General features: G+C 62.8%; 14 protein-coding genes and 1 pseudogene. 5 read left to right on the plus strand and 10 right to left on the minus strand.

Translation table 11 applies throughout. The features are described 5' to 3' along the window. The first annotated feature begins 88 nt into the window (after positions 1-88). Positions 89-523, plus strand: a complete 435-nt coding sequence (locus HB777_18615) for a pilus assembly protein (protein QND65723.1) — start codon at positions 89-91, stop codon at positions 521-523. Beyond that, positions 524-2,290, plus strand: a complete 1,767-nt coding sequence (locus tag HB777_18620; GenBank protein ID QND65724.1) for a hypothetical protein — start codon at positions 524-526, stop codon at positions 2,288-2,290. It begins immediately after the preceding gene. 114 nt (positions 2,291-2,404) lie between these two features. On the opposite strand, the gene HB777_18625 is transcribed toward HB777_18620, so the two are convergent. The 10 genes and pseudogenes from HB777_18625 to HB777_18670 form a co-directional block, all read right to left on the minus strand. Next, a complete protein-coding gene (locus HB777_18625; protein ID QND65725.1) occupies positions 2,405-4,030 on the minus strand; it encodes an alpha-glucosidase in 1,626 nt (541 codons plus the stop codon). Beyond that, positions 4,017-6,026 carry a glycogen debranching protein GlgX gene (gene glgX, locus HB777_18630; GenBank protein QND65726.1) on the minus strand — a complete coding sequence of 670 codons (2,010 nt, stop codon included), beginning with the start codon at positions 6,024-6,026 and terminating at the stop codon, positions 4,017-4,019. The genes HB777_18625 and glgX overlap by 14 nt, the downstream gene beginning before the upstream one ends. 159 nt (positions 6,027-6,185) lie before the next feature. Beyond that, positions 6,186-7,814: an alpha-D-glucose phosphate-specific phosphoglucomutase gene (locus HB777_18635; protein ID QND65727.1), complete on the minus strand. Its 1,629-nt coding sequence runs from the start codon at positions 7,812-7,814 to the stop codon at positions 6,186-6,188. Between the two features lie 3 nt (positions 7,815-7,817). Then, positions 7,818-9,263, minus strand: coding sequence for a glycogen synthase GlgA (glgA, locus tag HB777_18640; protein ID QND65728.1), 1,446 nt, complete (start codon positions 9,261-9,263; stop codon positions 7,818-7,820). Between the two features lie 3 nt (positions 9,264-9,266). Next, entirely contained in the window at positions 9,267-10,532 is a 1,266-nt protein-coding gene (gene glgC, locus HB777_18645) for a glucose-1-phosphate adenylyltransferase (GenBank protein QND65729.1), read from the minus strand. A gap of 33 nt (positions 10,533-10,565) precedes the next feature. Beyond that, entirely contained in the window at positions 10,566-12,791 is a 2,226-nt protein-coding gene (gene glgB / locus HB777_18650; protein ID QND65730.1) for a 1,4-alpha-glucan branching protein GlgB, read from the minus strand. A 108-nt stretch (positions 12,792-12,899) separates the two neighbouring features. Further along, a pseudogene (locus HB777_18655) lies at positions 12,900-15,367 on the minus strand (glycogen/starch/alpha-glucan phosphorylase). A 233-nt stretch (positions 15,368-15,600) separates the two neighbouring features. After that, a complete protein-coding gene (locus HB777_18660; protein ID QND65731.1) occupies positions 15,601-16,389 on the minus strand; it encodes a sugar ABC transporter ATP-binding protein in 789 nt (262 codons plus the stop codon). After that, positions 16,386-17,468: an ABC transporter permease gene (locus HB777_18665; protein ID QND65732.1), complete on the minus strand. Its 1,083-nt coding sequence runs from the start codon at positions 17,466-17,468 to the stop codon at positions 16,386-16,388. Before HB777_18665 ends, HB777_18660 begins: the two co-directional genes overlap by 4 nt. 97 nt (positions 17,469-17,565) lie before the next feature. Continuing rightward, complete coding sequence (locus HB777_18670) at positions 17,566-18,597, minus strand: sugar ABC transporter substrate-binding protein (GenBank protein ID QND65733.1); 1,032 nt, start codon at positions 18,595-18,597, stop codon at positions 17,566-17,568. A gap of 212 nt (positions 18,598-18,809) precedes the next feature. Here HB777_18670 and HB777_18675 point away from each other — a divergent pair, with 212 nt between their 5' ends. From HB777_18675 to HB777_18685, 3 genes are read left to right on the plus strand one after another with little or no spacing between them, the layout of a single operon-like run. After that, complete coding sequence (locus HB777_18675; GenBank protein QND65734.1) at positions 18,810-20,036, plus strand: ROK family protein; 1,227 nt, start codon at positions 18,810-18,812, stop codon at positions 20,034-20,036. Then, positions 20,036-20,482: a transporter gene (locus HB777_18680; GenBank protein ID QND65735.1), complete on the plus strand. Its 447-nt coding sequence runs from the start codon at positions 20,036-20,038 to the stop codon at positions 20,480-20,482. The genes HB777_18675 and HB777_18680 overlap by 1 nt, the downstream gene beginning before the upstream one ends. Continuing rightward, on the plus strand, positions 20,479-21,402 hold the full coding sequence (locus HB777_18685; protein ID QND65736.1) for a carbohydrate kinase: 924 nt from the start codon (positions 20,479-20,481) through the stop codon (positions 21,400-21,402). The genes HB777_18680 and HB777_18685 overlap by 4 nt, the downstream gene beginning before the upstream one ends. The last annotated feature ends 95 nt before the right edge of the window (positions 21,403-21,497 follow it).

Below are 21,497 nucleotides of genomic sequence, written 5' to 3' on the forward strand. Positions count from 1 at the left end.
TCTTAAGCAACCTCAGGTTACATTACGACTAGCTTCTATATGGTTCGAGGTCAGACACGCGGCGACCATGAGTAATAGAGTAAGTAAATTGGTCAAAATCCGTCAAATAACGCGTAGATTTCAAGAAGAGTCTGGAACTTCGGCGGTTGAATTCGCCTTGCTCTCACCGGTCTTCATCCTTCTTCTGCTCGGAATGGTTGCATACGGTATATATTTCGGCGCCGCCAACTCGATCCAGCAGATCGCGGCGGATGCGGCCCGCACGGCAATTGCCGGCTTGAACCAGACCGAACGCCAGACGCTCGTAGCCAGCTTCGTCACCAACAATGCCGGCGGATATCCTTTCGTGGATGTCAGCAAGCTGACCTACCAGGCCAATGACAGCGTGGCCGATGGAAGTCAGTTCGTTGTGTCCATCCAATACGATGCCCGCAACCTGCCGATCTGGAATCTTTTCCCAGGCATAGCGATGCCGGGGACGACGATCACGCGCCAGTCAACGATCAGGGTCGGGGGCATCTGAATGCTGCTGCGTGCGGGCAATAAGATCGGCCGGCTTGCCCGGTTGATGCTGGGCGACAGGAAAGCGAATTTCACCGTCATGGCGGCATTGAGCGCGCCGGTGGCGCTGGCGCTGGCCGCGGTGGCCATCGACGAAGCCTCAATCTACACCGAGCGCCGCGAAGCGCAGGCAATGGTGGACCTGGCAGCGATCACCGCTGCCTCGAATATCACCAACGTCAACACCGCAGTCGTGACCACGTTGACCGACAACGGCATGCCAAATGTTGTCGTTGAAGCCTCGGGACAGACGATCGCCCCTGCCGTCGGCAAAACCGTCGTGACGGTCACGCCCGGGCGATACGCAGCATCAACCGCCAATGTCAGCCAACGCTTCCAGGCCGGCGTAACGCCCTACAACGCCGTCCGTGTCGGCCTGAAGAAGATCCCTGCCCGCTATTTTGCGAGTTCGTTGATCCCCTCCCCCGTCATCGGCACGCAGGCCACCGCCAGCATGACGCCGCAGGCGACGTTCTCGGTCGGGTCGAGGCTCGCCAGCGTCAATGGCGGCATCCTCAACGCACTTCTCGGCAGTCTTGTCGGCGGCAACATTTCGCTCAGCGTCATGGACTACAACGGATTGATCTCGGCCGACGTCAGTGTCCTTTCCTTCATAAGTGCCCTTGCCACACAAGTGAACGTGACCGGCGGCACCTATTCGGATGTGTTGGCCTCCAAGGCGACCGTCGGTCAGATCGCCACCGCCATGGCCAACGTGCCCGGGCTTGGCAACACGGCCAAGGTTGCCCTGCAGACGATTGCGTCCAAGTCGACCAGCACAGTCAAGATCCCGCTCAGCAGCCTTGTCGACCTCGGCACCGTAGGCAGCCTTGGACTGGGACAAACCCCGACAGGTCTTGGGGTCGATGCAAGCGCCATGGGAATGCTGACTGCCGCCGCCGTGCTGGCGAATGGCACCAACCAGGCTCAGGTCAATCTCGGCGCCACCGTACCGGGGCTGCTGTCCACCGCGCTTACCATCGCGATCGGCGAGCCGATGCAATCTTCGCCATGGCTCGCGCTCGATGGCATCGGTACCGTGGTGCGCACAGCCCAGACGCGTATCAAGCTTGTGGCGACCGTCGGGGTCGGCACGCCCGGTCTCGGTGGCGGCATCAGCCTGCTGGCCGTCAACCTGCCGCTCAACGTGGAAGTCGCCTATGCCGAAGCCAAACTGACCGACATCACGTGTCCGACGGGGCCCTCCAGCATCAAGGTTTCCATCGCCGCGCAACCGGGCATTGCCTCGCTGCATCTGGCCAACAGCAACACTTCAGGCTTTGGCGACTTCAGCCAGCCACAGACGTTCACCGACGCGGAGATCGCGGATGTGAGCCTCAGGCTGCTGCTGATCAACCTTCCGCTGATACAGGTAATGGGCTCCGCCGCTACCGCGATCACCAACAACAACCCGACGACGCTGACCTTCGATGCAACCGATATCACCAACAAGACGATCAAAACCGTTTCGACGCGCAACATCTCGCAGTCGCTCACCACGTCGCTGGTCAGCAACCTGTCGCTTTCGGTCAATGCGCTTGGGCTGGGGATCGATCTGACCGCCCTGCTCGGAACGGTTAAACCGGCAGTGGTGGCTGTACTCAACGGCATAACAGCACCGGTCGACGACCTGCTCTACAATGTGCTTTCAGCCCTTGGCGTGGGTGTCGGCCAGGCCGATGTGCGGGTCACCGGCGCGACTTGCGGACGCTCGGTACTCGTCCAGTAAAGACGGCTTAAAGCGCGCCGCGTCTAAACGGATTCAGTCGACGCGCTTTAAGCTTTTTGTGCATGTCGCTGCCCCAAAAACCGCTTCGCACTTTTGGGCGACATGCATTGGGCATCAGTCGAGCCGACCAAGGAAGTATCCGAGCACTGGTAGCGAAAGCTCGGCCTCCTCGACGACCGCTGCATCACCGTCAAGCTTTGCGGTTGCTCCGATATCAGGCGGCAACAGCCAACTCCCCGGCTCCCCAGAAAAATTGAAGACACAGAGCAGTCTCTCGCCGCCGCCTTCACGGACGAATGCGAGAACGTCACCCTCAGCGTCAAGAAAACTGATCGAGCCCGATACCAGCGCCTCGTGTCGCCTGCGCAACGCCAGCGCGGCCCGATAGGATGCGAGTACCGACGCCATGTCGGCATTCTGGACGTCGACCGCGCGGGCGCGATGGCTGGCTGGTATCGGCAGCCACGGCCTGGCCGTCGAGAAGCCTGCATTGTCGGCACCGGCCTCCCAGACCATCGGCGTGCGACAGCCATCCCTGCCCTTGATGCCCGGCCAGAAGCGGATGCCGACAGGATCGCGCAGATCCTCATAGGCAAGCTCCGCCTCTTCCAGGCCGAGCTCCTCGCCCTCATAGAGGCAGATCGAGCCGCGCAGGCATGAGAGCAGCATGATCGAAAATCTTGCGACCGCGTCAGGTTCGCTGTCCGGCCTTGTCCAGCGGCTGACATGGCGCACCACGTCATGGTTGGAAAATGCCCAGCAGACCCAGCCATCGGAAACGGCCGCCTCGAAGGCTTCGACGCAGCCACGCACATGCGCGGCCGAGAACTGCGGGCCAAGCAGATCGAAGGTGTAACTCATATGGAGCTTGTCGCCGCCTGAAGTGTAGGCGGCGAGCGTCTGCAACGAGCGGCCTTCGTCGCCGATTTCGCCGACGGCGGCGCGGTCGTCATATTCGTCGAGCAGCGCCCTGAAGCGACGCAGGAACGCCAGGTTTTCCGGCTGCGTCTTGTCGAACAGATGCTCCTGGTAGAGATAGGTGTTGGTCTCGCTGTTGGTGCCGGCGACGCTCGACGCCAAGGGCGGATTGCTGCGCAGCCAGCGGTCATGGACATAGTAGTTGACCGTATCGAGCCGGAAACCGTCAACGCCGCGCTCCAGCCAGAAGCGCACCGTTTCCAGCAGCGCGTCCTGAACCTCCGGATTGTGGAAATTCAGGTCGGGCTGCGAGGCGAGGAAATTGTGCATGTAATATTGGCGGCGGGTCGAATCCCATTCCCAGGCCGGGCCACCAAAGACGGAGAGCCAGTTGTTGGGCGCGCCGCCATCGGGCCTGGTATCGGCCCAGACATACCAGTCGGCCTTGGGGTTATCGCGGCTGGCGCGGCTTTCGATAAACCAGTCGTGCCTGTCGGATGAATGCGACAGCACCTGGTCGATGATGACCTTCAGGCCGAGACGATGCGCCTCGGCGACCAGCGCATCGAAATCCTCAAGCGTGCCGAACATCGGATCGACATCGCAGTAGTCCGACACGTCATAGCCCATATCGGCCATCGGCGACTTGAAGAAAGGCGACAGCCAGACGGCGTCGACACCAAGCGAGGCGACATGAGCGAGCCTCGATGTGATGCCGCTGAGGTCGCCGCTGCCGTCGCCGGTGGTGTCCTGGAAGGAGCGCGGGTAGATCTGGTAGATGACGCAGCCGCGCCACCATCCGGTCTTTTCACCTGCTGCCATTGCGCTTCTCCCGTGTGCCGGCCTGCGCTCGTTCGATCATGAAGATCACCGTCCGCCCGGATATTGGCCGCGAGATGTCCACCACATCGGCCTCATCGACGGCGGCAGCCCAGAAGAATCCTTCGCGTTCAGGCAGCGTGACCATGCAGGCACGGCGATCGCCGTTGATGATCACTGCAAGGCGGTGCCCGTCATCGGCGGCCAGGATCATGACCAGGCGGTGCCGCTGCGGGTCCTGCCAGCTCTGTTCGTCGAGCGGCGCGCCTGTCTCGGTCAGCCATGCGACGTCCGGCATCTTTGAACCGGCCGGTGGCTGGCCGGTGAGGAAGCTTGTGTCGCAAAGCGCGGGCACCGCGCGGCGCAGCGTCGAGAGTAGCGCCGTGTAGTGCTCCAGCACCTGGTCGCGGCCGGCCCAGTCGAGCCAGGTGATCTCGTTGTCCTGCGCATAGGCGTTGTTGTTGCCTTGCTGGGTGCGGCCGAATTCGTCGCCTGCGGTCAGCATGATGGTGCCGCGTGAGGCAAACAGCGTGGCGAGCAGCGCGCGCTGATCGTTCAGCCGAGCCACGGCTACGGCCGGGTCATCCGCATCGCCTTCCACGCCATTGTTCCAGGACAGGTTTTCATTGTGGCCGTCGCGGTTCTGCTCGCCATTGGCCTGGTTGTGCTTGCGCTCGTAGCGCACGATGTCGGCGAGCGTCATGCCGTCATGGGCGGCGATGAAATTGACCGTACGGCTGGCCTTTTGCCCGTTGATGGCGAACACATCGGACGAACCGGCAAGCCGGGTAGCCAGGGCGCCAACCATGCCGGCGTCGCCGCGCCAGAAGCGTCTGACATCGTCGCGATACTTGTCATTCCATTCGAGGAAGGGCGACGAAAAATTGCCGAGTTGGTAGCCATCCGGACCGATGTCCCACGGCTCTGCGATCAACACGCGGTCGGCCAGCAGCGCGTCGTCGCGCATCGCTTTCAGCAGCGGCGCCTCGGCATCGAATGTTCCTTCAACCCGCCCCAGAATGGGCGCCAGGTCGAAGCGGAAGCCGTCGACGCCGGCATCCCTGACGAAATGGCGAAGCGTGTCGAGGACCATTTCCCTAGCGACAGGATGATCGCAAGCGACCGTGTTGCCGGTACCGGTGTCATTGGCCAGCCTGCCGTCTGATGTGTGCCGGTAATAGGCCTGGTTGTCGAGGCCGCGCAGCGACAGCGTCGGGCCAAGCCTGTCGCTCTCGCCGGTGTGGTTGAAGACCAGATCGAGGATGACGCCGATGCCGGCTTTGCGCAGCACGGCGACCGTGTTGCGCAATTCCATGATGCCGCCCGGCGCCAGCCGTGGATCGAGCGCCATGAAGGTGACGGGATTGTAGCCCCAGGCATTGCGCAGCCCGAGCGGCGGCAAATGCCGCTCGTCGATCGACGCCGTCACCGGCATCAGCTCGACTGCGCCAACGCCAAGTTTTTTCAGGTGCTCGACAACCGCCGGATGAGCGAGAGCGGCAATGGTACCACGCAACTTTTCCGGAACATCCGGATGCAGCATGGTGAAGGCGCGAACCGGCACTTCGTAAATCAAATCGCCGGGCTGAAAGAGCGGCGGCGCAGCCTGCACCGGCTTCTGCAACGTAGCGGCAATCGCCTTCGGCATCAGTGGCGCGGTATCGGCCCCCTCGCCCCGGCGCTGAGCCAGCCGCCAGTCGTAGGCGTAGGACCTGTCGATCTCGACGGCGTAAGGATCGGTCAGGAGCTTGGCGGGGTCGAACCACAGCCCGCGCTCCGGCGCATCGTCGCCATCGGCGCGAAAGCCGTAGCGGGTACCGGGGCCAAGGCCCGCAACGAACAGCGCATGGACGCCCTCGCCTTCCGGCTGCAGCTCGAGCCGCCCGATTTCCCGATTGCCCTGCTCGTCGAAGATCGAGACCCAGAGCCGGCGGGCGGCCTGCGACCAAGCGGCAAAGCGGATGCCTTTGCTGGTGACGGTGGCGCCGAGTGGAGTCATGGGTGCGTCCTCCACCCTCCCCCTTGTGGGGAGGGTCGCGAACGATGTGAGCGGGGGGGGGGGCGGCGCAGGGAAAGCGCTTTATGAGCACCCCCCACCCCGATCCGCTGCGCGGATCGACCCTCCCCACAAGGGGGGAGGGTGAAGCCACCGCCACTCTCAAGTAATCACGCTTGGCTTGGGGCGGCCGGTATGGCTGTGAATCCCGGCAATATCATCGGCTGCTGCAATCAGGTCGGCAAGGGCGGCTTGGGTGTCGAGATCGTGCCGCGACTTGTCCGGCTCGTAGCGCTCGATGTAGACGCGCAACGTCGCGCCCGACGTGCCGGTGCCGGACAGCCGGAAGACGACGCGCGAACCGCCTTCGAAGAGAACCCTGATGCCCTGGTGCTCGCTGGTCGAGCCATCGACTGGATCGTGATAAGCAAAATCGTCTGCGCTGGCGATTGTCATGCCGCGCACGCCGGTGCCCGGCAATGAGCTGAGTTTGGCGCGGAGTTCGTCGACCAGCGCGTTGGCGCGGTCGCTCTCGACCTCCTCATAATCGTGGCGCGAATAGTAGTTGCGCCCGTAGGTCGCCCAGTGCTCGGTGACGATCTGCTTGCAGCTTTCGCCGCGCGCGGCAAGAATGTTGAGCCACAAAAGCACCGCCCACAGGCCGTCCTTTTCGCGGACATGGTTGGAGCCGGTGCCGGCACTCTCCTCGCCGCAGATCGTCGCCATGTCGGCGTCGAGCAGATTGCCGAAGAACTTCCAGCCGGTCGGTGTCTCATAGATGCCGATGCCGAGTTTTTCGGCGACACGATCGGCCGCGCCACTGGTCGGCATCGAGCGGGCTATGCCCTTCAGCCCGGCCTTGTAGCCGGGCGCCAGGCGCGCATTGGCGGCAAGCATGGCAACCGAATCCGACGGCGTGACGAAAATGCCCTTGCCGATGATCAGATTGCGGTCGCCGTCGCCATCGGAAGCGGCGCCGAAATCCGGCGCGTCCGATCCCATCATCTCGTCATAGAGGTGCTTGGCATGGACGAGGTTGGGATCCGGGTGATGGCCGCCGAAATCCGGCAGCGGCTTGAAATTGCGGCAGGTGCCATTGGGCGCGCCAAGGCGGTTTTCCAGGATCTCCTTTGCGTAGGGCCCGGTCACCGCGTGCATGGCGTCGAAGCGCATGCGGAAGCCTGATTTGAACAGTTTGCGCAGGGCGTCGAAATCGAACAGGCTTTCCATCAGTTCGGCATAGTCGGCGACCGGGTCGATGATCTCGACCGTCATGCCGGCGGCCTTGACCGCGCCAACCGTGTCGATGTCGATCGGATCGATATCGGCGATCTTGAAGCTCGAAATCGTCTTGGTCTTTTCAAAGATCGCGTCGGTCAGCTTTTCCGGCGCCGGGCCGCCATTGCCGGCATTGTACTTGATGCCGAAATCCTCATGCGGACCGCCCGGATTGTGGCTGGCCGACAGGATAATGCCGCCAAAGGTCTGGTATTTGCGGATGACATGCGAAGCGGCAGGCGTCGACAGGATGCCGCCCTGCCCGACCATCACCTTGCCGAAGCCGTTAGCGGCTGCCATGGCGATGGCCTTCTGGATGACTTCGCGGTTGTAGAAGCGGCCATCACCGCCGATCACCAGCGTCTTGCCCTTGAAGCCGTCGAGCGCGTCGAAGATCGACTGGATGAAGTTCTCGGCATAGTGCTCCTGCTGGAAGACAGGCACCTTCTTTCGCAGGCCCGACGTGCCGGGCTTCTGATCGGAATAGGGCTTGGTGGGGACGGTTCGTATCATGCTTCAGGCAACCCTTTTCGAAAGCAGCGAGCGATAGAGTTCAACATATTTGTCCGCGCTCTTGTCCCACGACACGTCGGCTTTCATGCCCTGGCGCTGCAGCGATTCCCAGACCGCCGGACTGGCATGGGCGTCGACAAGGCGGCGGATGGCGTGCAGCAAGGCGCCGCCATTGTTGGGCGCGAACTGGAAGCCGGTGGCGACGCCGGCCGAAACGGCAGCTTCATTGGCGTCGATCACCGTATCGGCTAGGCCGCCGGTGCGGGCAACCACAGGCACGCAGCCATAACGCAGGCCGTAAAGCTGGGTCAGCCCGCACGGCTCGAAGCGCGAGGGAATGACGATGGCGTCGCAGCCGCCCTGCATGATGTGCGACAGCCCCTCGTCGTAGCCGACGACGACCCCGATGCGGCCGCGATGCCTGGCGGCGGCGGCAAGAAGCGCGCCTTCGAGACCGGCATCGCCTGAGCCCAGGATGGCCAGGCGCGCGCCCGTGGCAACGATGCCGTCGATAACCAGCGCCAGTATGTCCATGCCCTTTTGCCAGGTCAGGCGGCTGATGACGCAGACGATCGGGCTATCGTCGCGATCGAGGCTGAAGCGTTCCTCGACGGCGGCCCTGTTGGGCGCGCGTGCCTTCAGCGTGCTCGCCGTGTAGGGGGAGACCAGATGCTTGTCGGTCTCCGGGTCCCAGATGCCGGTGTCGATGCCGTTGACGATGCCGTAGAGATCGCTGGAGCGCATGTTGATGAGGCCGTCGAGGCCCATGCCGAATTCAGCCGAGCGGATCTCCTGCGCGTAGGTCGGGCTGACCGTGGTGATCGCCCAGGCGGCCTGCAGCCCGGCCTTGAGGAAGCCGACGCCGCCATAATATTCGACGCCGTCGAGCGCCATCGCCACTGCCGGCAGACCGAGTTCACCGAAGATGCCGGCGCCGAACTGCCCCTGGAAGGCAAGGTTGTGGACGGTCATCATCGATGGCACGCCAACCGCCTTGCCGTAGCGCATATAGGCCAGCGTCATCGCCGACTGCCAGTCATGGGCGTGCACGATGTCAGGCTGGTAGCCCGAGATGGCGCCGCCGGCGATGTCGCCGCCGACCTGGCTCAGTGCTGCGAAGCGCCGCCAGTTGTCGGGCCAATCGACGCCGGTCGCATTGCCATAGGGACCGCCCGGACGGTCGAACAGATGCGGCGCGTCGAGCACGAACAGCTCGAGCCCGGCAAGCTGGACGGAATGGACTGAGGCCTTGCCGCCCTGCAGCACGGGATATTGCAGAACCGCCCGCTTTTTCTTGAAGGCGGCCATGACGGTCGGAAAGCCAGGGATGAGCGTGCGCATGGTCACGCCCTTGGCCGCCAGTGCGATGGGCAGCGCGCCGGTCACGTCGGCAAGCCCACCGGTCTTGATGAGCGGGAAAATTTCCGGCGTGACCGACAGAACCTGCATGCGTTAGAGCCCCAGCTTGTCGATCATGTCCTGGGTGACCAGGCAGATGCCTTTTTCGGAAACGCGGAAGCGCTTGGCGTCGAGAACGGGATCTTCGCCGACCACCAGCCCTTCCGGTATCCTAACACCATGGTCGATGACGACGCGCTTCAACTTTGCGTTCCGGCCGACATGAACGTCGGGCAGCATCACCACTTCTTCCAGCGTCGAATAGGAATTGATGCGCGCTCCGGTGAAGATCAGGCTTCGTTTCAGCGAGGCGCCAGAGACGATGCAGTCGCCCGAGACAAGCGAGGACACGGCCGAACCGCGGCGGCCATCCTCGTCATGAACGAACTTTGCCGGCGGCTTCAATTCGGCATAGGTCCAGATGGGCCAGTCGCGGTCGTAGAGGTCGAGCTCCGGCGTGATATCGGTCAGGTCGATATTGGCCTCCCAATAGGCGTCGACCGTTCCGACGTCGCGCCAATAGGCCTCGTTCTCGGCGGTCGAGCGGACGCAGGACTTGGCGAAACGGTGCGCGATCGCCTTACCGTGCTGGACGATATAGGGGATGATATCCTTGCCGAAGTCGCGGCTCGAGCCCGGCTCGGCCGCGTCGCGGCGCAACTGCTCCATCAGGAATTTGGTCTTGAAGACGTAAATGCCCATCGAGGCCAAAGCGAATTCCGGCTTGTCGGGAATGCCGGGCGGATCGGCGGGCTTTTCGACGAAGGCGATGATGTTGTCCTTGGCATCGACATGCATGACGCCGAAGCCGGTGGCTTCCATGCGCGGCACTTCGAGGCAGCCGACAGTGACATCGGCATTGGCGTCGACGTGCTGGCGAAGCATCATCTCGTAGTCCATCTTGTAGATGTGGTCGCCGGCCAGGATGACCATGTATTCGGGGCCGTAGGCCTCGATGATGTCGATGTTCTGATAGACGGCATCGGCCGTGCCTTCATACCATTGCGTTTCCGAGACGCGCTGGCTGGCTGGCAGGATGTCGAAACTCTCATTCCGCTCGGGCCGCAGGAAGTTCCAGCCACGCTGCAGGTGGCGGATCAGCGAATGCGCCTTGTACTGGGTGGCGACGCCGAGGCGGCGAATGCCGGAATTCAGAGCATTGGAGAGCGCGAAGTCGATGATGCGCGTCTTGCCGCCGAAATAGACGGCCGGCTTGGCACGCCGGTCGGTCAGTTCCTTGAGGCGGCTGCCACGGCCGCCGGCCAATACATAGGCCATGGCATCGCGCGCCAGCGGCTGGGTCCGTTTCAAGTCTGCCATTTTTACCCTCCCAAGTTACCCGATCTCGCCGTTTTACTCAGTCTCGACGGGCTCAACGAGCTCGAGCATGATCGTCGACAGCGGCGGCAAAAGCATCGTCGCGGAGATGCTGCCTCCCTCCGCTCGCGCCTCGACCATGCCGCCATTGCCCTTGCCGGAACCACCATATTCAGAAGCATCGGTGTTGATGATTTCGCGCCATTTGCCGGATGTCGGCAACGGCACGCGATAGTTGTCGCGCGGCACCGGCGTGAAATTGGAAATGACGGCCACCGGGCTGCCGCCCGGTGCGCTGCGCAGCCAGGCAAAAACCGAATTCTGGCTGTCGTCGACGATCAGCCAGGAGAACCCTTCCGGTTCGCAATCGCGGCCGTGCAGCGCCGGGCGCGAACGATAGAGATAGTTGAGATCGCGCACCGTCTGCCAGACGCCGCGATGCGGCCGGAACTCCAGCAGGTTCCAGTCGAGCGCGCGCGCTTCGCTCCATTCGCGGCGCTGCGCGAACTCCTGCCCCATGAACAGCAGCTTCTTGCCGGGATAGCCCCACATGAAAGCGTAGTAAGCCCGCAATGTCGCGAATTTCTGCCAGTCGTCGCCGGCCATCTTGCCAAGCAGCGTGCCTTTGCCGTGCACGACCTCGTCATGCGAGAGCGGCAGCACGAAATTTTCCGAGAAGGCGTAGGTCAGGCCGAAGGTGAGGTCGTTGTGGTGATGCTTGCGGAAGATCGGCTCCTTGGAGAAATACTCCAGCGTGTCGTGCATGAAGCCCATGTTCCACTTGAAGCCGAAGCCGAGCCCGCCTTCATGCACCGGTGCCGAGACCTTCGGCCATGAGGTCGATTCCTCGGCGATGGTCATCACGCCCGGATGGTGGCCGTAGACTTCCTTGTTCATCTTCTGCAGGAAGCTGACAGCCTCGAGGTTCTCGCGGCCTCCCTTCTCGTTGGGGATCCATTCGCCCGCTTTGCGCGAATAATCGAGGTAGAGCATCGAGGCGACCGCATCGACGCGTAAACCGTCGACATGGTATTTCTCGGCCCAGAACAGCGCGTTGTTGACGAGGAACGACACCACCTCGCGGCGGCCGAAATTGTAGATCGCGGTGTTCCAGTCGGGATGAAAACCCTTGCGCGGATCGGCGTGTTCATAGAGCGCGGTGCCATCGAAATTGGCCAGGCCGTGCGCGTCGACCGGAAAATGCGCCGGCACCCAGTCGAGGATGACGCCGACACCGGCTCGGTGGGCGCCATCGACGAAACGGGCAAAGCCGTCCGGGTCGCCGAAGCGGGCTGACGGCGCGTAGAGGCCGGTCGTCTGGTAGCCCCAGGACGGGTCATAGGGGTGTTCGGAGATCGGCATGAATTCGATATGGGTGAAGCCGGTCTCGACCACATAGGGGATCAGCCGGTCGGCCAGTTCATCCCATGACAGGAACGTGCCGTCGTCGCGAAGCTGCCAGGAACCGGCATGGACCTCGTAGACCGAGATGGCTTCGCGCCGGTGATCGGCATTGCGCCAGAAATTGCGATGCGCCTCGTCGCCCCACTCATGCGCCGGCGGCACGGCCACGACCGAAGCCGTGGCCGGACGCAGTTCGGATTTGAAGGCGAACGGGTCGGCCTTCAGCGGCAATCTCACGCCATCGGGGCCGATGATCTCGTATTTGTAGGGTCGTCCGGCACCGATGTCGGGTACGAACAGTTCCCAGATGCCGGTGTCGCGGCGATCACGCATCGTGTGCCGGCGGCCGTCCCATTCGTTGAAGTCGCCGACCACCGAGACGCGCCGCGCATTGGGAGCCCAGACGGCGAAATGCACTCCCGAAGCGCCTTCGTGGTCGATGACATGGGCGCCGAGCTTGTCGAACAGCCTGAGATGCGAGCCTTGGGCGATATAGTAGTCGTCCATCGGGCCAAGCACCGGACCGAACGAATAGGGATCGGTCAGCCACCAGTCGCCGCCGGCATTGCGCGCGTGGTAGCGCAGCGGCTGCCGTTTCCTGATCGAGAGCTTGCCTTCGAAAAAGCCGCCATCGTCGCGCCTGGACAATTCACCCGCGATGATGCCGGTCAGCGTGTAGGCGGTGACGAATTCGGCATTCGGAACAAAGCAGCGGGCAAACAGGCTTTTGCCAACCTCATGGACGCCAAGAACCGCGAACGGGTCGCCGTGCGTACCGGCAACAATCGCCGCAACATCGCTGGCTGGCGCCAGTCCGTCCGGCCCGCTTGTCGCAGCGGTCGCGCGCGGCTTCTTCATCAGACAGTGTCCCTCCCCGGGCACCAAGTGTTTGTTTCTAGTGACGTGAATCCGACATTCAAATTCACGTCACCGGGACCACATTGTTCGCGGTCTCATGCAATCACATCAGACAGGCACGTTCCAGATTTCTTTCGCATATTGGCGGATCGTGCGATCGGAGGAGAACCAGCCGACGCGCGCAACGTTGCGGATCGCCCGGGCGTACCAGTCGGGACTGTTGCGCCAGACCGCATCGACCTCGCGCTGAGCGGCGGCATAGGCATCGAAATCGGCGGCAACCATGAACCAGTCGCTGTTGTAGAGACCGTTGATGAGGTCGCGATACCGCTCCGGATCGTCCGGCGAGAAGACGCCCGACGAAACAGCGGCAACCGCTTGCGCCAGCTCGGGCGATCCTTCGATGACGGCGCGCGGGTTGTAGCCGTTGTTGCGCCGCTCGGCGACCTCGGCGGTGGTCAGGCCGAAGATGAAGATGTTGTCGTCGCCGACGCACTCCTTGATCTCGACATTGGCACCGTCGAGCGTGCCGATGGTCAACGCGCCGTTCAGCGCGAACTTCATGTTGCCGGTGCCCGACGCTTCCATGCCGGCGGTCGAGATCTGCTCCGACAAATCGGCCGCCGGCATCATGATCTCGGCCAGGCTGACATTGTAGTTCGGCACGAACACCACCTTCAGCAGACCGCGCACGGCCGGGTCGCGGTTGATGACCTTGGCGACGTCGTTGGCGAGTTTGATGATTAGCTTGGCATTGTGGTAGCTGGGCGCCGCCTTGCCGCCGAAGAATTTCACGCGCGGCATCCAGTCGCGCTCGGGATGCGAGCGGATCTGGTCGTAGAGCGCGATCGCCTCCAGGATGTTCAGAAGCTGGCGCTTGTATTCGTGGATGCGCTTGATCTGGATGTCGAACAGCGCCGAGGGATCGACCTTGATGCCGAGCCGGTCGGCGACGAGGTTGGCCAGCCGCGCCTTGTTGGCGCGCTTGACGGCGGCGAACTTGTCGCGAAAGGCGGCATCGCCGGCAAAGCCATCGAGCTCCTTGATGGCATCGATGTCGTCGAGGAAACGGTCGCCGATCGCCTCGCGGGCAAGCGACGTCAGTCCGGGATTGCACTGGATCAACCAGCGCCGCGGCGTGATGCCGTTGGTCTTGTTGTTGATGCGATCGGGATAGAGCTTGTGCAGGTCGGCGAACACCGTCTCCTTCATCAGGTCGGTGTGAAGCGCCGAAACGCCGTTGATCGAATGCGAGCCGACAAAGGCCAGATTGCCCATGCGCACCCGGCGGTCGCCGTTTTCCTGGATCAGCGAGATGCGGCCGATCTGCTCGTCCGAGAACTGGTTGGAGGCACGCGCCTCCAGGAGCACCTCGGCATTGATGGCGTAGACGATCTGCATGTGACGTGGCAGCAGCCGTTCGAACAGCGGCACCGGCCAGCTTTCCAGCGCCTCGGGCAGCAGCGTGTGGTTGGTGTAGCCGAAGGTGCGCTTGGTGATGCTCCAGGCAAGGTCGAAATCCATACCGTGGACATCCATCAACAGGCGCATCAGCTCGGGCACCGCGATGGCCGGATGGGTGTCGTTGAGATGGATCGCAGCCTTGTCGGGCAGCGACTTCAGGTCGCCATACTGGCTGAGATGGCGCTGGACGATGTCCTGCAGCGAGGCGGTGGAAAAAAGTACTCCTGCCTGAGCCGCAGTTCCTGCCCGGCCTTGTGGGAGTCGGCGGGATAGAGCACGCGCGACAAGGCATCGGCCTTGTTGCTTTCGGCAAGCGCGCCGATATGGTCCCCGGCATTGAATTTGTCGAGCAGGATCGGATCGACCGGCATGCCCGACCACAGCCGCAGCGTGTTGACCCGATTGGCTCGCCAACCGACGACAGGCGTGTCATAGGCGACGGCCAGCACATGCTCGGTCGGCTTCCAGACATGGCGCTCGAGCCGGCCGTCCTTCGAGGTGATCGATTCCACCGAACCGCCGAACCCGACCTCGAACGAGCGTTCGCGCCGTTCGAATTCCCAGGGGTTGCCGTGATCGAGCCAGGTCTCGGGCAGTTCGACCTGCCAGCCGTCGTGAATCTCCTGGCGGAACATGCCGTTGGCATAGCGGATGCCGTAGCCATGCGCGGGAATGTCGACGGTCGCCATGCTTTCCATGAAGCAGGCGGCAAGCCGGCCGAGGCCGCCATTGCCGAGTGCCGCATCCGGCTCGAGTGCGGCGATGAGATCGAGGTCGACGCCCAGCGAGGACAGCGCCTCGCGCATATTGTCCATCAGGCCGAGATTGGAGAAGGCGTCGCGCATCAGGCGGCCGATGAGGAACTCCAGCGAGAGATAATAGACGCGCTTTTCCTTCTGGTCGTAGGCCTCTTTGGTCGCCTGCATCCAGCGGTCGACGATGCGGTCGCGCACGACCTTGATCGAGGCGGTCAGCCAGTCGTACTGGGTCGCGACGGTGGTGTCCTTGCCGACCCTGTATTTGAGGGCCACCAAGACTTCCCGTGCGAGTGTCTTTGGATCAGGATTTTCGAGCAGTGGCGGGAGGGGTTCGGATGTCATCGCGCTCGTCATGCTGCCTCTCGTGCGGTTGCCATGATCATACCGGCTTTCATGGTTCCTCCCAGCCCATGCTAGCCGATACCGCTACATATTCAATCGATTTAGATTAGCTCATGCTAGCTTACCCTGCGGCAATTTGGCAATTTGAACCGCCGCGCGCTCATACATTCCGCGCGACGCGCTTCAAATTTTGTTCCGTGCATGCCGTTGTCCCAAAACCGCTACGCACTTTTGGACGACATGCATCAGGCAGCCAGCGCCGCCTCCGGCGGGACCTTTGCTCCGGTCATGAAGGCGACGGCGTCGGACATCGTATATTGCTTGGGGTCGATGACGCAGAGGCGACGGCCGAGGCGATGGATGTGAATGCGGTCGGCCACTTCGAAGACATGCGGCATGTTGTGCGAGATCAGAACGATCGGCAGGCCGCGCTTCTTGACGTCGAGGATCAGTTCGAGCACGCGGCGGCTCTCCTTGACGCCAAGGGCTGCCGTCGGCTCATCCATGATCACCATTTTCGAGCCGAAGGCAGCGGCGCGCGCCACAGCCACGCCCTGGCGCTGACCGCCCGAGAGCGTCTCCACCGCCTGGCTGATGTTCTGGATGGTCATCAGGCCGAGTTCGGTGAGCTTGTCGCGGGCGCGCTTTTCCATTGCCGGACGGTCGAGCATGCGCAGCCATTGCCCCAGGAAGCCCGGTTTGCGGATCTCGCGGCCGAGGAACATGTTGTCGGCGATCGACAGCGCCGGCGACAGCGCCAGATTCTGATAGACGGTCTCGATGCCTGCTTCACGAGCTTCCATCGGCGACTTGAAGGCAATGGGTTTGCCATCGAGGCGGATCTCGCCCTCATCGGGCGTGACCGCGCCGGAAATCGCCTTGATCAGCGACGACTTGCCGGCGCCGTTGTCGCCGATGACGGCAAGGATTTCGCCCGGATAGAGGTCGAAGTCGGCGTTGTCCAAGGCGGTGACGCGGCCATAGCGTTTGACGAGCCCGCGCGCGGTGAGAATGGGGTCCTGAGCCTGGGTCATGCCGAGATCTTCCTGATCCACTGGTCGATGCCAACCGCCACGATGATAAGGGCGCCGACGGACAATTGCGTCCATTGCGGATCCGTGCCCCAGAGCCTCAGACCGAGCGCAAACACGCCGACGATGAGTGCGCCGAATATGGTCCCGAGAATGGAACCGCGCCCACCGAACAGCGAGGTGCCGCCGATCACCACGGCGGTAATAGAGTTGATGTTCTCGAACTGACCTGCTTGTGGCGAAACCGATCCGATGCGCCCAATCAAGGCCCAGCCGGCAATGGCGCAGATGATGCCCGTGAGCGTATAGACCGCGAGCAGCATCCGGTCGACGCGAACACCCGACAACTCGGCCGCCTCCGGGTCGTCACCCACGGCATAGACATGCCGTCCCCAGGCGGTGTGGTTGAGCACGTACCAGGCGATCGCCGCCATGAGCAGCATCAGCAGCACGCCATAGGTGAACACGGCGCCGCCGATCTTGAACGAATTGCCGAAGAACTGCAGCAACGGTGCATTTGTTTCGAGATCCTGGCTGCGGATGGTCTCGTTGCCCGAATAGATGAAGTTGATGGCCGCATAGATCGACCACGTGCCGAGCGTGACAATGAAAGGCGGCAACTTCACCCTGGCGATGAGGAAGCCGTTGACAAAGCCGCACAGCGCTCCGACCAGAAGCCCGACGGCGACGGCAACCGGGGCCGGAACGCCGTAATGCATGGCGAACTGACCCATGACGACCGAACTCAGCACCATGATGGCGCCGACGGAGAGGTCGATGCCGGCGGTCAGCACCACGAGCGTCTGGGCGATGCCGACAATGCCGGTGATCGCCACCTGCTGGAGGATCAGCGTCAGCGTGAACGGCGAAAAGAAACGCCCGCCGACGACGATGGCAAACAGGATCACCGAAATGAGCAGGATGATCAGCGGCACCATGGCCGGACTTTTGTGCAGCCGGTGCTGGATGCTCTCCAGCAGCGTGCGCGAATGGGTGTCGAAGGAAGCGACACTGGTGTCGCTTGCGGCCAAAGTCTTCTCGAACTCCTGTGGTCCGCTGGCCTTGGTGGTTTCAACGCTCAAAACGGCCTCCCCGCCTTTTGCGCGAGGCGGCCGTGACCGCCCCGCGCAATTCTTCTTATCGTTGTTGTCTCAAGATTGAGCCGATCAGGAGATCAAATCAACCCCAGCACTTGGCAAGGCCAGCCTTGGTATCGATCGATTCGACGCCGGCTGCCGGCTTGTCGGTGATCAGCGTCACGCCGGTATTGTAGAAGTTGAGGCCCGGCGACGGCTCAGGCTTCTTGCCGGTATCGGCAAAGGTCTTGATCGCCTCGATGCCGAGCGAGGCCATGAGCAGCGGATATTGCTGCGAGGTTGCGCCGATGATGCCTTCGGCGACGTTCTTGACGCCCGGGCAACCGCCATCGATCGAGACGATCAGCACGTCCTTTTCCTTGCCGACGGCTTTCAGTGCCTGGTAGGCACCGGCAGCGGCGGGTTCGTTGATGGTGTAGACGACGTTGATGTCGGGATCTTTCTGCAGGCAGTTCTCCATGGCGGTGTGGCCGCCATCTTCATTGCCGCTCGACAGGTCGTGGCAGACATTGCGGGCGTCCGTCTCATCGCCAATCTTCTTGGGATCGCCGAGGTCGATGCCAAAGCCCTTCATGAAGCCCTGGTCGCGCTGCACATCGACCGAAGGCTGACTGGCGATCAAGTCCATATAAGCGATGTGGGCATCCTTGGCCTTGTCGCCGAGGGTGGTCTTGGCCCACGAGCCGATCAGTTCGCCGGCCTTGAAGTTGTCTGTGGCAAAGGTGGCATCGGCTGCATCGGCCGGCTCGAGTTGGGTATCCAGCGCAATCACCAGCAGACCGGCGTCACGGGCCTTCTTGACTGCCGGCACGATTGCCGCCGTGTCGGTTGCGGTGATCAGAATGCCCTTGGCGCCATCGGCGATACAGGATTCGATTGCCGCGACCTGGCCTTCATTGTCGCCTTCGGCCTTACCGGCATAAGCTTTCAGATCGACACCAATCTCCTTGGCTTTCGCGGTGGCGCCTTCCTTCATCTTGACGAAGAAGGGATTTGTGTCCGTCTTTGTAATCAGGCAGGCACTGACGCCGGCAGCGGACGCGGACGACGCAAAGGCCATCAGGCCCAGGGCCGCAGCGGCAAAAACTGTGGATTTCAGAACTGTCTTGCTCACGATTTTCCTCCCAGTGGAACCATTCCGGATGCCGGCCAACCGGCATCCTGCAGCGCGTCCAACGAAATTCTCCCAGCGTGGACGCTGCCTCAACAGACACCAGGCCGAAGCCTCTGTCAATAATTAAATCACTCTTATTTATTATTGACAGCCTTGCTTCGTTCACCCATTCTGGCCCAAAAGCATTGAGGGGAAACGACGGGAGGAACAGGGTGGAAACCGCCATTGCGAGGCACGGTTCGCCCGAGGTGAATGACAGCCTCATTCACCGCGGCACCAACCAGAGCGGCATGCGCGACCACAACGAGCGGTTGGTGCTTTCGCTGGTACGCCAACACGGCAGCCTGGCGAAATCCGACATCGCCCGCATGACCGGGCTTTCGGCGCAGACGGTTTCGGTCATCATGCGCGAGCTGGAGGAAGAAAGCCTTCTGCTGCGCCAGGCGCCGTTGCGCGGCAAGATCGGCCAGCCCTCCATCCCGATGGCGCTCAATCCCGAAGGCGCTTTCTTCATCGGCCTGAAGATCGGCCGCCGCAGCGCGGAACTGGTGCTGATCGATTTCCTCGGCAATGTGCGCTCGATGCTGCAGCATTCATACCGCTACCCGGCGCCGCGCGAGACGGTGGACTTCGTCAGCAACGGCATGCGGCAGATGCGCGGCGCGCTGACACCCGCACAGGACAAGCGCATCGCCGGGCTCGGCATCGCCATGCCGTTCGAATTGTGGAACTGGGCCGATACCGCCGGCGCCCCGCGCGACGTCATGGACGAATGGCGCCACCGCGACATCCGGGCCGACATCCAGGCGCAATGCGATTTCCCGGTCTATTTGCAGAACGATGCGACTTCGGCCTGCGGCGCCGAACTCGTCTTCGGCCAGGCGGGGGCAGCGCGTGACTTCGTCTATTTCTACATCGGCGCCTTTGCCGGTGGCGGCATTGTGCTGAATGGCCGGCTTTTCGGCGGCCCGACCGGCAATGCCGGAGCACTCGGCTCCATGCCCGTGCCAGGGCCGGATGGCAAGCCGGCTCAGCTGATCGACGTGGCGTCCATCGCCATGCTCGAAAAGGCGCTCAATGCGCGCGGCGTCGAGGCCTCGCATCTGTGGACCTCGCCGGAAGACTGGGGCGAGATCGGACCCGAGCTCGACAACTGGATCGCCAGCGCCTCGCAAGCGCTCGCCTACGCCATTGTCGCCGCATCCTCGGTCATCGATTTCGAAGCGGCGGTGATCGACGGCTGGATGCCGAAGGCGGTGCGCCGCCGGCTGGTGGACGCCATCATCGCAGCCATCGCCACGATCGACGGCGAAGGTTTGAAGCTGCCCGCCGTCCGCGAGGGAACCGTCGGCATTCATGCCCGGGCGCTCGGCGGCGCCAGCCTGCCACTATCCGAACGCTTCCTGACCGGATCGACGACGATTTCCAGGAGCGCCTGATGTTGATCGGAATCCCGGCGCTGCTCGGTCCGGAGCTTCTGGCGATCCTGCGCGGCATGGGCCATGGCGACGAAATCGCCCTTGTCGACGGGAATTATCCGGCCGAGCAGCAGGCAACCCGGCTGGTGCGAGCCGACGGTCACCACCTCATCCCGGTGCTCGACGCGATCCTGAGTGTGCTGCCGGTGGATGACGCCGTGCCGGAGGCGCTGTTTCGCGCCTCGGTCAAGGGCGACCCCTCGCTTGCCGATCCCGTCCACCATGAGATCGAGGCGATCTGCGCCAAACGCGCGCCGGGCCGCAAGGTGGTTGCGCTGGCCGGCGCCGACTTCTATGCACGGGTCAAATCGGCGCATGCCATCGTCGCGACAAGCGAGCCGCGGCTCTACGCCAACATCATCATCCGCAAGGGCGTGATCTATCCGCCGGAGACCAGGAAGCCATGATCCTCTGCTGCGGCGAAGCCCTGATCGACATGCTGCCGCGCACGACGACGGCGGGCGAGCCGGCCTTTGCGCCTTATGTCGGCGGCGCCGTGTTCAACACGGCGATCGCACTTGGCCGGCTCGGCGCGCCGGCCGGCTTCTTTTCGGGCCTGTCTTCGGATCTGTTCGGCGGCCAGTTCCGGGATGCGCTTGGGGCGAGCAAGGTCAGTTCCACCTATGCACACACCTCGCCTCGGCCAACGACGCTGGCCTTCGTCAAGCTCACCAATGGCCAGGCGACCTACACCTTCTATGACGAGAACACCGCCGGCCGCATGCTGACCATCGACGACCTGCCGCAGCTCGGCAACGAGATCGAGGCCATGCTGTTCGGTGCCATCAGCCTGATCTCGGAGCCCGCCGGCGGCGCCTATGAAGAGTTCATGCGGCGCGAGCAGGCAAGCCGCGTCATGATGCTCGATCCCAACATCCGGCCGAACTTCATTCCGGACAAGGCCAAGCACCTCAGGCGCATCCGCGCCATGATGGCGATGGCCGACATCGTGAAGCTGTCGGACGAAGACCTGAACTGGTTCGGCGAAGCCGGCTCGCACGAGGATGTCATCCGCAACTGGCTGGATCGCGGCCCGAAGCTGATCGTCGTCACCCATGGCAGCGAAGGCGCCGTCGGCTATACCAGGGAACACGCCGTCACCGTCATGCCGGAAAAGGTCGAGGTGGTCGACACGGTCGGCGCCGGCGACACGTTTAATGCCGGCATCCTCGCCTCCTTGCATGAGCAGGGCTTGCTGACGAAAGCGGCGATTTCCGGCCTGTCGAAAGACGCCATCCACAAGGCGCTGGCGCTCGGCGCCAAGGCTGCAGCGGTCACCGTGTCACGGGCCGGCGCCAATCCGCCCTGGCGGCACGAGATCGCCTGAGCGGGCCGCAACGTGCCTAAAATTGGTTGAGCGTGTCGATCACTTTATGTTTCGCAGAGCCGATGCCAGGGATTATAAGGGCAGGATCGTGCCTG

The organism is Mesorhizobium loti (assembly GCA_014189435.1).
GTDB lineage: Bacteria > Pseudomonadota > Alphaproteobacteria > Rhizobiales > Rhizobiaceae > Mesorhizobium > Mesorhizobium loti_G.

Excerpts from the sequence above, each read along its gene's own strand:
- HB777_18620 (QND65724.1), top strand. The coding sequence starts at position 524 with ATGCTGCTGCGTGCGGGCAATAAGATCGGCCGGCTTGCCCGGTTGATG.
- HB777_18625 (QND65725.1), bottom strand. The coding sequence starts at position 4,030 with ATGGCAGCAGGTGAAAAGACCGGATGGTGGCGCGGCTGCGTCATCTAC.
- glgX (QND65726.1), bottom strand. The coding sequence starts at position 6,026 with ATGACTCCACTCGGCGCCACCGTCACCAGCAAAGGCATCCGCTTTGCC.
- HB777_18635 (QND65727.1), bottom strand. The coding sequence starts at position 7,814 with ATGATACGAACCGTCCCCACCAAGCCCTATTCCGATCAGAAGCCCGGC.
- glgA (QND65728.1), bottom strand. The coding sequence starts at position 9,263 with ATGCAGGTTCTGTCGGTCACGCCGGAAATTTTCCCGCTCATCAAGACC.
- glgC (QND65729.1), bottom strand. The coding sequence starts at position 10,532 with ATGGCAGACTTGAAACGGACCCAGCCGCTGGCGCGCGATGCCATGGCC.
- glgB (QND65730.1), bottom strand. The coding sequence starts at position 12,791 with ATGAAGAAGCCGCGCGCGACCGCTGCGACAAGCGGGCCGGACGGACTG.
- HB777_18660 (QND65731.1), bottom strand. The coding sequence starts at position 16,389 with ATGACCCAGGCTCAGGACCCCATTCTCACCGCGCGCGGGCTCGTCAAA.
- HB777_18680 (QND65735.1), top strand. The coding sequence starts at position 20,036 with ATGTTGATCGGAATCCCGGCGCTGCTCGGTCCGGAGCTTCTGGCGATC.
- HB777_18685 (QND65736.1), top strand. The coding sequence starts at position 20,479 with ATGATCCTCTGCTGCGGCGAAGCCCTGATCGACATGCTGCCGCGCACG.